Source organism: Janthinobacterium sp. UMAB-60 (genome assembly GCF_900095235.1).
Taxonomy (GTDB): Bacteria; Pseudomonadota; Gammaproteobacteria; order Burkholderiales; family Burkholderiaceae_D; genus Janthinobacterium.
Genome location: NZ_LT607502.1, coordinates 56,279 through 67,902, shown reverse-complemented (window position 1 = coordinate 67,902; position 11,624 = coordinate 56,279). Strand labels below are relative to the sequence as shown.

The 11,624-nt window shown below is 62.3% G+C and carries 12 protein-coding genes; 10 read left to right on the top strand and 2 right to left on the bottom strand.

Annotated features, from left to right (window positions below):
- Positions 1-73 precede the first annotated feature (73 nt).
- The 4 genes from alr (at position 74) to fliD (ending at position 4,699) form a co-directional block, all read left to right on the top strand.
- Positions 74-1,177, top strand: coding sequence for an alanine racemase (alr, locus tag K0F86_RS24985; RefSeq protein WP_219136824.1), 1,104 nt, complete (start codon positions 74-76; stop codon positions 1,175-1,177).
- Between the two features lie 74 nt (positions 1,178-1,251).
- A complete protein-coding gene (gene radA, locus K0F86_RS24980) occupies positions 1,252-2,628 on the top strand; it encodes a DNA repair protein RadA (protein WP_099763088.1) in 1,377 nt (458 codons plus the stop codon).
- A 133-nt stretch (positions 2,629-2,761) separates the two neighbouring features.
- A complete protein-coding gene (locus K0F86_RS24975; protein WP_374197324.1) occupies positions 2,762-3,082 on the top strand; it encodes a PilZ domain-containing protein in 321 nt (106 codons plus the stop codon).
- Between the two features lie 231 nt (positions 3,083-3,313).
- Positions 3,314-4,699, top strand: a complete 1,386-nt coding sequence (gene fliD / locus K0F86_RS24970) for a flagellar filament capping protein FliD (protein ID WP_219136823.1) — start codon at positions 3,314-3,316, stop codon at positions 4,697-4,699.
- On the opposite strand, the gene K0F86_RS24965 is transcribed toward fliD, so the two are convergent.
- A complete protein-coding gene (locus K0F86_RS24965; RefSeq protein ID WP_219136822.1) occupies positions 4,696-5,496 on the bottom strand; it encodes a helix-turn-helix domain-containing protein in 801 nt (266 codons plus the stop codon). The genes fliD and K0F86_RS24965 overlap by 4 nt on opposite strands.
- A 100-nt stretch (positions 5,497-5,596) precedes the next feature.
- Between K0F86_RS24965 and K0F86_RS24960 the strand changes: the two genes are divergently transcribed.
- The 3 genes from K0F86_RS24960 (at position 5,597) to K0F86_RS24950 (ending at position 8,163) form a co-directional block, all read left to right on the top strand.
- A complete protein-coding gene (locus K0F86_RS24960; protein WP_219136821.1) occupies positions 5,597-6,847 on the top strand; it encodes an MFS transporter in 1,251 nt (416 codons plus the stop codon).
- Between the two features lie 32 nt (positions 6,848-6,879).
- Complete coding sequence (gene rraA, locus K0F86_RS24955) at positions 6,880-7,374, top strand: ribonuclease E activity regulator RraA (protein WP_219136820.1); 495 nt, start codon at positions 6,880-6,882, stop codon at positions 7,372-7,374.
- 147 nt (positions 7,375-7,521) lie between these two features.
- Entirely contained in the window at positions 7,522-8,163 is a 642-nt protein-coding gene (locus K0F86_RS24950; RefSeq protein ID WP_257572353.1) for a choice-of-anchor C family PEP-CTERM protein, read from the top strand.
- 52 nt (positions 8,164-8,215) lie between these two features.
- Here the strand turns inward: K0F86_RS24950 and K0F86_RS24945 are convergent, their stop codons facing one another.
- Positions 8,216-8,419 (bottom strand): MerR family DNA-binding protein, encoded by a 204-nt coding sequence (locus K0F86_RS24945; protein ID WP_219136818.1) that lies wholly within the window; start codon positions 8,417-8,419, stop codon positions 8,216-8,218.
- 119 nt (positions 8,420-8,538) lie between these two features.
- Between K0F86_RS24945 and K0F86_RS24940 the strand changes: the two genes are divergently transcribed.
- The 3 genes from K0F86_RS24940 (at position 8,539) to K0F86_RS27775 (ending at position 11,550) form a co-directional block, all read left to right on the top strand.
- Entirely contained in the window at positions 8,539-8,685 is a 147-nt protein-coding gene (locus K0F86_RS24940; RefSeq protein ID WP_219136817.1) for a hypothetical protein, read from the top strand.
- A gap of 89 nt (positions 8,686-8,774) precedes the next feature.
- The gene (locus tag K0F86_RS24935; RefSeq protein WP_219136816.1) at positions 8,775-10,592 is read left to right on the top strand and encodes a DUF4153 domain-containing protein; all 1,818 of its coding nucleotides are present in this window, start codon (positions 8,775-8,777) and stop codon (positions 10,590-10,592) included.
- Between the two features lie 706 nt (positions 10,593-11,298).
- Positions 11,299-11,550: a hypothetical protein gene (locus K0F86_RS27775; RefSeq protein WP_257572352.1), complete on the top strand. Its 252-nt coding sequence runs from the start codon at positions 11,299-11,301 to the stop codon at positions 11,548-11,550.
- Positions 11,551-11,624: the final 74 nt, after the last annotated feature.

Genomic DNA, 11,624 nt, shown 5'->3' with positions numbered 1-11,624 from the left:
GTGGGCATCTGCAGTGTCCGCTTACTGTGCATCCGGTAAAATACGGCTTTCCCACCCGCCGTGAACGACGCATATGCCCAGGCCCCTCATCGCCACCATCCATCTCGATGCCATGCAACACAATCTGGCGCGCGCCCGAGCCGGTGCCCGCGGCGCCAAGGTGTGGGCCGTCGTCAAGGCGAATGCCTATGGTCACGGCCTGGAACGGGCCATGCGGGGCTTTGCCGACGCCGATGGCCTGGCGCTGGTCGAGGTCGATTACGCCGTGCGCTTGCGCGAACTGGGCTGGGCCAAGCCCATCTTGCTGCTGGAAGGCTTTTTCGACGCCAGCGATTTGCCGGTCATGGCGCAATATGGATTGAATGGCAGCGTGCATTGCGAAGAACAGATCGCCATGCTGGCAGCGGCGCGCTTGCCGCACGCCATCGATGTGCATCTGAAGATGAATACGGGCATGAATCGCCTGGGCTTTACGCCAGATGCCGTGGCGGGTGCGTATGCGCGCCTGCGCGCCATGCCGCACATTGGCACGATCACCCTGATGACGCATTTCGCCAATGCGGACGAGGTGGGTCCCACGCGCTTGCCTTTGGCCCAGCAGATGCTGCGTTTCGAAGCCGGGGTAGCCAGCATTACGGCCAGCACCGGGACAAGCTTGCCGCGCAGCCTGTGCAATTCGGCCGGCGTGCTGATGCACCATCTGGACAGCGACTGGGTGCGCCCCGGCATCATGCTGTACGGCGGCACGCCCAGCGGCGCTCCCGGCGGCACCTCGGCGCAGGACTTCGGCTTGCTGCCCACCATGACCTTGCGCAGCAGCATCATCGGTATCCAGGATATCGCCGCCGGCGACGTGGTGGGCTACGGCAGCCGCTACGAAGCGGCCGGCAATATCAAGGTGGGCGTGGTGGCCTGCGGCTATGCGGATGGCTATCCGCGCCACGCGCCCGAAGGCACGCCCGTGCTGGTCGACGGCGTGCGCACGGGGCTCATCGGCCGGGTCTCGATGGACATGCTGATGGTCGACCTGACGCACGTGCCGGGCGCAAAAGTGGGTAGTTCGGTCACCTTGTGGGGCCAGGGCATGCCGATCGACGAAGTGGCGCTGGCCGCCGGCACCATCGGCTACGAGCTGATGTGCGCACTGGCGCCGCGCGTACCGGTGAGCGAAGCGTAGGGTGACGCGCAAGCGCGGTTTGTATATACTGTATATATAACCAGCTGTTTCATTTTACCTGAGCAAAGTACACCATGGCAAAAGTCAAGACCATCTACACCTGCAGCGATTGCGGCGCCATCAGTAATAAATGGATGGGGCAATGCACCTCGTGCAACCAGTGGAACACCATGGTGGAAACCCTGCCCGAAACGGGCGGCAACAACCGCTATTCGAACCCGCAGCACATGTCGCTGGCGCAGACGGCGCCCGTGCTGTCGCTCGACGATATCGATGCCATCGACGTGCCCCGCTTCGGCACGGGCATCGAGGAATTCGACCGCGTGCTGGGTGGCGGCATGGTGGCCGGCGGCGTGGTGCTGATCGGCGGCGACCCCGGCATCGGCAAGTCGACCCTGCTGCTGCAGGCGCTGGCCAACATGTCGCACCACAAGCGCGTGCTGTATGTCAGCGGCGAAGAGTCCGGCGCACAGATCGCCCTGCGCGCCAAGCGCCTCGTCATCGACGCCAAGGAACTCAAATTGCAGGCCGAGATCCAGCTGGAAAAAATCCTCGGCACCCTGGCCGACCTGAAGCCGGAAGTGGTGGTGATCGATTCGATCCAGACCGTGTATTCGGACGCGCTCAGCTCGGCGCCCGGTTCCGTGGCGCAGGTGCGCGAGTGCGCGGCGCAACTGACGCGCGCGGCCAAGCAGACGGGCGTGACCATCATCCTGGTGGGCCACGTGACGAAGGAGGGCGCGCTGGCCGGTCCCCGCGTGCTCGAACACATCGTCGACACGGTGCTGTATTTCGAGGGCGACGCCCATTCCAGCTTCCGCCTGGTGCGCGCCATCAAGAACCGTTTCGGCGCCGTCAACGAACTGGGCGTGTTTGCCATGACGGAAAAGGGCTTGAAGGGGGTGTCGAACCCGTCCGCCCTGTTCCTGTCGCAGCACGACAACCAGGTGCCCGGTTCCTGCGTGATGGTGACGCAGGAAGGCACGCGCCCGCTGCTGGTGGAAATCCAGGCCCTGGTCGATACCAGCCATTTGCCGAATGCGCGCCGCCTGTCGGTGGGCCTGGAGCAGAACCGCCTGGCCATGTTGCTGGCCGTGGCGCACCGCCACGCGGGCATCGCCGCCTTCGACCAGGACGTGTTTATCAATGCCGTCGGCGGCGTCAAAATTACGGAACCGGCGGCCGACCTGGCCGTGTTGCTGGCGATTAACTCGTCGATGCGCAACAAACCCTTGCCGCGGGGACTCGTGGTGTTTGGCGAAGTGGGCCTGGCCGGCGAAATCCGCCCTGCGCCACGGGGCCAGGAACGCTTGCGCGAAGCGGCCAAGCTGGGCTTTACCCTGGCCGTGGTGCCCAAGTCCAACCTGCCCAAGCAAGTCATCGAGGGTCTCAAGGTCATCGGCGTCGAGCGTATCGACGAAGCGTTCAATAAGCTGCGCGACCTGGAGTAAGAGTTGGTATGGTGTAAATGCCAAGCTTGAGACAAGTCAAACAAAATTTCCGTTTGGAACTATAATATTCGTCCGATGGATTCGCGCAGCGAGTTCGCATCGACAATGCATAGTTTTAGAGAAGCGGAATACAGTGTCAGTTGAGCAAAGGCAGGGCGCACGCAAGATATTGCGTGCCAAGGCAATGTTGGTAATGGATGGCGCGGGACCCGTGGCGGCGCGCACCCTTGATGTGGGGCCGGGCGGCATGGCGGCCGTCATCGCGGAGCCGGTGCCGACAGGCAAGCAGGGCAAGGTGCTGTTCGAGTTGTTTTACGATGGCTCGGCACACATCATCGAGGCACGCGTGTCCGTCTCGCACTGCATTTTCAGCAGTGCAGGTTTCAAGGTGGGACTCACTTTCCCGCAGCTGGACATGGCTGTCAGCAGCGCCATTTCGAAATTCATGCGCTGAGGCACGCCCGGGGAGTGCTGCCGGTGAAATGCGCTAAAATGGTGCATATGGGTTTGCAGTCAGGAAAAACTTGTTCTGTTCGCTGTTTTGATATTCCGGTAATACTGCATAATTATCAACCAGAAGAGGGACCTTGCCGCGTCACGCGCGCTTGTTGTCCGTTTCGAGCGCAGCGCGCGGTCATGACCTGAACCGTGTGCCATGACCTTACACCCGACGGGAATGCCTACCATGTTTAATTCGACCATCAACAGCAGGGCTTACACCAACAACACGCCACAGACGACGCAGGGCAATATCTCGGCCGATGTGTATGCGAAGGTGGAGCGCCAGATGCAGTCGCAGAACACGGGCGTCGTCAAGCTCAACGCCAGCCTGGCGCGCGACCAGGCCAAATTCTCGGGCCTGGGCCAGTTGCAATCGGCGCTGGCGAAATTCCAGACCGTGGCCAAGAACATGGCCGGCAGCGGCCTGGCCACTTCGGCCACGTCGAGCACCAAGGACGTCGTCAGCGCCACCACCACCGACAAGGCTGTCAGCGGCAGCCACGAAATGAACATCAAGCAGCTGGCGCAGGGGCAGACACTGCAGAGTGGCGCGCAGAAATCGTCGAGCGCGGCCATCGGCACGGGGGCGCCGGCGCTGGTCAAAATCGAAGTGGGCAGCACGGACGGCAAGCAATTTACGCCCGGCAGCGGCAAGGTCATTTCGCTGACGATTGACAGCAGCAACAATAGCCTCGACGGCATCGCCGCCGCACTGAAGCAGCAGGGCATCGACGCCAGCGTGGTGAAGGGTCCCGATGGCTATTCGCTGGCCCTGAACGGCAAGAGCGGCGCCGACAGCAGCATGCGCATCAGCGTGGCCGGCGACGCGGCCGTCAGCAACCTGCTCAGCTATGCGCCCGGTGCCGGCAAGGGCCTGCAGCAGACGGCCGCCGCGCAGGATGCGCTGCTCACCGTCGACGGCAAGGACATCAAGAGCGCCACGAATACCCTGACGACTGCCGTCGAGGGCGCCACCATCGAATTGAAGAAAACAGGCACGACGGACCTCGTCATCGCCAAGGACAGCAGCCAGATCGCCAGCAACGTGGCCAGCTTCGTCACGGCCTACAATGAACTCAACAGCAAGCTGCAGAGCCTGCAGCAGGGCGATTTGAAGTCCGATACGGCCCTGGGCCAGGTGCGTTCGCAGATGGAGCAAGTGCTGCGCACGGCCAGCACGGGCGTGCCCGCTTCCATCCTGGGCAGCGCTGGCGTGACCTTGGGCAAGAGCGGCGAACTGGTACTCGACGATAAAAAACTCAAGGCCGCCATCGCCGCCGATCCGGACGCCGTCAGCAAGCTGTTTACGAATAACGGCAAGGGCGTGGCGGACCAGTTTTCCAGCAAGATCGGTGAACTGACGGGCGAAACGAGCATCATCCGCAAGGAAGTGCAATCGGTGGGCAAGGACATCACGACGCTGACCAACAAGAAAGCCGTGCTGGCCAAGGCATTGACGGCGCAGGCGCAGGCGCTGGTGAAGGCGTATTCGGCCCAGGAACAGATGGGCACGAACTCGGCCTTGCCGGGTTATACCGGTAAAAATTCGCTTTTCGACTTCATGGCTTAAGAGCGCTCGCCCTGCGCAAAGAAGGCCGATGGCGAACTGCCGAAGGTCTTCTTGAACATGGCGGAAAAGGCCGACTGGCTGGCGTAGCCCAGTTCTTCTGCCACCTGCGACAGCGGCACGCCGCGCGCGATCAGGGGCGCCGCGTGCGCCAGGCGCACCTGCTGGCGCCACTGGCCAAAACTCATGCCCAATTCCCGTTCGAACAGCCGCGCCAGGGTACGCTCCGAGGCGCCGACCTGCTGCGCCCAGTGTTCCAGCGTCTGGTTCAAGCCGGGCTTGTCGATCAGGCTGTCGCACAGGGTCTTCAGGCGCTTGTCGCTGGGCAAGGGTACACGGATGGGACGCGTGTCCGAGCGTTTCAGCTCGTCGAGTATGAGTTCGGCCAGCAGCGCCTCGCGCGCCGGTTCCTGGCCCGGGTCCAGCTGCTCCAGCGCCATGATCAGCTGGCGCAGCAGGTTCGACACTTCCAGCACCTTGCAGTCGCTGCCCGCGAACGGCGCGCGCGCGGCATGGATGCACAGGGGGCGCAAGCGGGTTTTTTCCAGTATCGTGACGGCATGCTCCACGTTCGGCGCGATCCAGATGGCGCGCATGGGCGGCAGCACCCAGCTGCTGTTGTTGGCGGTAATGCGCAGCACGCCTTCGAGCGCCATGGTGACCTGGCCCCAGGGGTGGCTGTGCGGTAATAAAAATTCATCGGGTTGCAGGTCGCGCGCGACCATGGTCACGGGGATGGTCGCACTGGGCGCCTCCCTTGGCGGACACATGCGGGTATGGTGGAGGATAGGTACACCCATCAGCTTGGCCTTAATTCGATAAATTATGTCGTTCTGTCGGAAAACAGACGATGGTATTTTGCATACACTTGAGCTTCACCAGTATAAGACAGGGTATGACATGATAACAACTAACTCGGCAACAGACTTGCCGCCGCAGTCACCGCCAACCTTGCGCAGCGACGCGCGCGTCATCGCCCTGGTGGGCCTGGCGCATGGCATTTCGCACTTCTACCACCTGATCCTCGCGGCCCTGTTCGTCTGGCTGAAACCCGCCTTCGGCCTGTCGTATGCGGAACTGGGCTTGCTGATGACGGTGTTTTTCATCATCTCGGGCGTGGGGCAGGCGCTGGCCGGCTTTGTCGTCGACCGCTTCGGCGCCCGCGCCGTGCTGTTTTCCGGAATTTTCCTGCTGGGCGTGTCGGCGCTGGCCCTGTCCACCGCGCACAGCTATGCGGCGCTGATGCTGGGCGCCATGCTGGCCGGCATGGGCAACAGCGTGTTCCATCCGGCCGACTACACGATCCTCAACCAGCGCGTCTCGGCGGCCCGCGTGGCCTACGGCTTTTCTGTGCATGGCATCAGCGGCAACATCGGCTGGGCCCTGGCACCGCTGTTCATGACCTATGTTGCCACCCAGTATGACTGGAGAATCGCGCTGCAGTGCGCGGCCGTGCTGCCGTTCGGCGTGCTGCTGATCCTGTTCCTGAACCGCCACGCCATCCGTCCCGAGCCGTTGAAAAAGGCCGCGCCGGGTCAGGCGGGCGGCGGCGAAGGCACGCTGGACTTTTTGCGTTTGCCGGCCGTGTGGATGTGTTTTGCCTTCTTCTTCATTACCGCCATCGCCCTGGGCGGCATCCAGAGCTTTGCCAGCGTGGCCCTGGTCAAGCTGTACGGCATGAGCCTGGCGCTGGCCACCAGCGCCTACACGGCCTACATGCTGGCCTCGGCCGTGGGCATGCTGGCCGGCGGCGTGGTGGGCGCGCGCAGCAAGCAGCCGGACCGCAACGTGGCGATCGCCTTTTCCGCCGCCGCGCTGCTGGCCGTGCTGCTGGCCATGGCCGTCGTGCCGGCCTGGGGCGCGGTGGTGCTGATGGGCGCCATCGGCCTGACGTCGGGCGTGGCGGGACCGTCGCGCGACCTGATGATACGCGCGGCGGCACCGAAGAATGCCACGGGGCGCGTGTATGGCGTCGTGTATTCGGGCCTCGACAGCGGCCTGGCCGTCGGGCCCCTGTTCTTTGGCGCGCTGATGGATGGCGACCATCCGGCCTTGCTGTTCGTCTTCATCGGCGTATTCCAGGCGCTGGCGATTGCCACGGCCGTGGGCGTGGGCGGCAAAACACGCGCTGCGGCGCTGCAAAAGGCATAGAATCGTTGCCATCTGCCATTCAAGGAGTTCCCATGAGCTTTGCCACCACCGATCTGTGCGACGACCATGCAGCCATGCTGGACGATGGCACCCTGGCCGTGCTGCCGCCCGTGTACCGCGCTTTCGGCCAGCGCGTGCGCTTCCGCGGCCCGGCCACCACCTTGCAAGTGTTCGAAGACAATGCCCTTGTGCGCAGCACCCTGGAAACGCCGGGCCAGGGCCATGTGCTGGTGATCGATGGCGGCGGCAGCCTGCGCCGCGCGCTGGTGGGCGGCCAGCTGGGCGTGCTGGCCGAAAGCAACGGCTGGGCCGGCATCGTCGTCGATGGATGCATCCGTGACAGCGAGGAAATCAATGTCTGCCAGATCGGCGTGCGTGCACTGGCCACGCATCCGCGCAAGAGCAATAAAGCGGGTACGGGCCGGCGCGACGTGCGCGTGCAGATCAGCGGCGTGGCCGTGCATCCGGGCGACTGGATCTACGCCGACGCGGACGGCATCCTGGTGGCGCGACAGGAACTCGATTGACGCTCCACCTCAGAGGGGGGGTATCTGGAGGTGTTGCATATTGTCCACGTTAAATATATTTTTGCAAAGTTCTTTGATTTTCATCATGGCTGAGATATGATTTCACTTAAGGTAACTTTAATATCAACAAAGCAAGGAAGCCAGCTCATGAAAATCGCCACCATCGCAGCAGTTGTCGCCCTGTTTGCTGCAGGCTCCGCCAGCGCCAGCCCCGTCAACCTGATCACGAATGGCAATTTTGAAACGGTCGCTTCCGGCTACACCATCGACAGCGGTTTTAAAGTCGTCAACAGCGGTTCGTCGGCCATTACGGGCTGGACCGTTGGCGCCAGTTCCGTCGACCTGATCCGCAATGCCTACAATGCCATCAATGGCTACAGCATCGATATGCTGGGCACGCCTGGTCCGGGTTTCCTCTCGCAAAGTTTCAATGTCGTTGCCGGCCAGACGTATAAGCTGAGCTTTGACATGGCGCGCAATTCCGGCGGCCCCGCAGGTCAGGGCGTGGCGGTCAGTTTCGGTGGCGTGGCAGGCGATTTCTACTCGACGGCTGCCGCCTCGAACACCTTGTACAGCAATACCCTGAGTTTCACGGCTGCCACCACCGGCCTGGCGACCCTGTCGTTTGCCAGCGCCGCCAAGGCCGGCACGCCGCTCGACAACTACTCGGGCGCCGTGATCGACAACGTGTCCGTGATGACCGCCGTGCCGGAACCGGAAACCTACGCCATGCTGCTCGCTGGCCTGGGCCTGATGGGTTTTCTGCGCCGCCGCAAGGCCGCCAAGTAAGCCTGGTTTTGTCCGAGATCAAACCGCCTGCTGCCATGCACAGGCGGTTTTTTTACGCCAGGTTTAGTTGAGCGGCATCGGCCTCTCCCCGTAACGGGCACGCCGCCGCCTCCGGCTCCAGCCGCCGCGCCAATTCGCTGCGCAACTGCGTCAATCCCGCGATGCGCGCATCGACGTCGTCCAGCTTGCGCGCCAGCGCCGCACGCAGCAATTGCGCCGTGGCGGCGTGCCGTTGCCCCTCTTCGAACCGTTTCATCTGTTCATCAGCAGCTTGCTGGGCGGCGTGGTACTGGTCTGGTCGGTACTGCGCATCATCGACCCGCAGCCGCGCTTCGGCCGCTATGACGCGGCGGCGCGCTACCTGTTTCCCTGTGGATGGCGTGGGCGCTGCTGGTCACGGGCCAGCCCCTGCTGTGGCTGTTCCTCGTGCCGGAACTGGCCTGGGGCCTGGCGCAAAGCTTGCCATTGCGCCCCGGCGAAGGCACGCGGGCAGGGCCGCCGCACGAATCGCTGTTGAGATGAATATAACGAAATGCAATAATGGCCGTGCTTTACAGCAATAAACGACTATTAAAGGAATGACTATGCAGCAGGATGCCGCAGGAAAAAACATGGCGTTGCTCGATCCGGTGGTGGCGCCGCGCATCGCGGTGACGCGCCTGATGACGGGCCTGCTGCAAGGCTTGCTGCTGTACTGGCTGTACAGCACGGCGCAAGACAAGGTGTGGCCCGCCACGGAAGCCTACCTGCTGGGGCCGCTGATGCTGATCAGCTTGCTGCTGCCGATCCTGCTGGTGTCCAGCCTGGGCCATATGTCGGTGAAGCGCATCGCCCTGTGGATGGCCGGTGCGGCCGCCGTGCTGGCCGTGCTGGCCTGGCATGACGTGGCGCGCGGCGCGGAACACGTGATCTGGGGTAACTACAAGCCCGGTGCGCCGCTGCGGGTGATTTCCGCCCAGCTGTTCGGTTTTTGCGTGGTGGGCTTGTATATCGCCCATGCGCTGGTGCTGGCCAGCGCCCAGGATGGCCGGCGCATCGCCCGCTACCCCACGTATTTTGAAATCGCCTGGAAGCTGGGCATCCAGTTGCTGTTCTCGCTGCTGTTCGTGCTGGGCCTGTGGCTGGTGCTGTGGCTGGGCGGGCAACTGTTCCTGCTGATCAAGCTCAGTTTCCTGAAAAAGCTGCTGGGCCAGGCCTGGTTCGTGATTCCCGTCATCTGTTTCGCGTTTTCATTCGCCATCCATATCACGGATGTGCGCCCGTCCATCGTGCGCGGCATCCGCACCCTGCTGCTGGTGCTGCTGTCGTGGTTGATGCCGATTGCCGCCGTGCTCGTTTCCGGCTTCCTGCTGACCCTGCCATTCATCGGCTTCGAGCGCCTGTGGGCCACGCGCCATGCGGCGTCCGTGCTGCTGGGCATGGCCGGCGTGCTGGTGGTGCTGATCAATGCCGCCTTCCAGAATGGCGAAGTGGGCCATGGCGTGGCGCGCGGCATCCGCCTGGGCACGCGCCTCGCTTGCCTGTTGCTGCCGTGGGTGGTGGGCATCGCCATCTATGCGCTGACCCTGCGCGTGATGTCGCATGGCTGGACGGCCGACCGCCTGATCGCTGCCGCCTGCCTGCTGGTCGCCACCTGCTACGCCGCCGGCTATGCCTGGGCGGCCAGCAAGTATGGCGACTGGCTGCACCTGATCGCCAACGTCAACGTGGCCACCGCCTTTGTCACCCTGCTGGTGCTGTTCGCCCTGTTCTCGCCGCTGGCGGACCCGGCGCGCATTTCCGTGGCCAGCCAGATGGCGCGCCTGGACAGCGGTAAAGTAAACGTGGACAAGTTCGATTTCGAATACCTGCGCTTCCAGGGCGCCCGCTATGGCCAGGCGGCCCTGCAGGAATTGAGCAAACGCACGACGGGGCCGGATGCGGCCATCGTGCGGGCCCGCGCCGAGGCCATGCTCAAGCGCCAGAACCGCCTTGACGAGACGGGCGCGCTGAGCGACGTGTCGATCAACCTGACCCTGCGCCCGGCCACGGCGAAGCTGCCGGACAGTTTCCTGCGCCAGGACTGGACGCAAGTGAGCCCGGCCTGGCGCCTGCCCGCCTGTTTGAAGCGCGCAGGGCCGCAGTGCGATGCCTACCTGCTCGATTTCGATGGCGATGGTAAAGAGGACGTGCTGCTGATCAGCAATGACCCGCGCGCCTCGTCGGTCTTGCTGGCGGAAAAGGAAGACGGCAGCTGGACCGCGCGCGGGCAAATCCCCGTGGATGCCCTGCGCTGCAAACCCCTGCGCGAGAAGTTGCAGGCAGGCGAGTTCCAATTGGTGCCGCCGAAGGTGCGCGAACTGGAAGTCGATGGCCAGCGCGTGCCGATGACTTTATATACGCCAGAAGACGAGGTCAGCTGCCCGGACGAGACGGCGCCGGGCCAGTAAATGGCAGAGAGAAGACTTGGCGCGGCGAACAAAAGCTCTTGCTTGTTATGAAGGCAACAACTTCGTACACGGAGCCATTCTGACCGTCCGCTATCGGCTGCCAGAAGCGGACATTCATTTACACGAGGATTTATGATTTATCTTGCAATTAGCGCCAATGGATTTCGTGAAATTTGCAAAGTTGCAAGCGACATTGGGGCAGTCGTATGGTGTGGTTGTGACGCGGTGACGGATGCTGATTTCACTGAGCAGAGAGATATTGATATATCTCGCTTCACGTATCCACTTGAAGGTGTAACCGAGGCAGTACTTCAGCGCGCGATTGACACCATAAGAGAGCATCATCCTGGAAAGTCGATTTGGGTAGAGTCGAGTAGTTAGGTTCACATCAGCCGCTACCGGCCAGAAGCCGCCGCTCTTGAAAGTTTTTTTCATTTGACACTTTGATTGATAGCGGTAGAGACCCGACAAAATGCAAAATTCAGAACGAGATGGATATTGGGTAATCCAATGGTCGGAAGATTGGGACCCCTCCCTGGCGGACATCCTTCAAAGGGTGCCCGAGCTAGTCTGCGGAAAACGAATAGCGATTACCTCGTGCGACAGTGGCCCATATGTACCAACCTCGGACGAACTAATCGCAGGTTGGTTTTTCGATGGAGTCACGGCGATTAGCACAGAAATTACACAGCCTGGAGAGTTGCCCATGCCAGGCTTCGATGAATGGTACATCTTCGATTTAGTCCCCCGGAACTTCCCGACGCGCAATTATGTGAATCGTTTTGGTTTTTCGGTCTTGGATGAGTCCGATGCAACCACGTCTTTCTGGGAGCAAATCACGAAAACACAGCCATTGCATGCCCTTGGCGCCGGCACGCCCAATATGTTTTTCTTGACGCGTGACCGCGAGACTTTTGAGCGCGTACTCCAGGCGGAACCCACTGATGTTTTACGTTGAGCATACATAGTGAATTGAAAACGCTTCGTCTGCTTTGGGGCGGAACCCGGCAGCGACGGCAAGCAGCCAGAAGC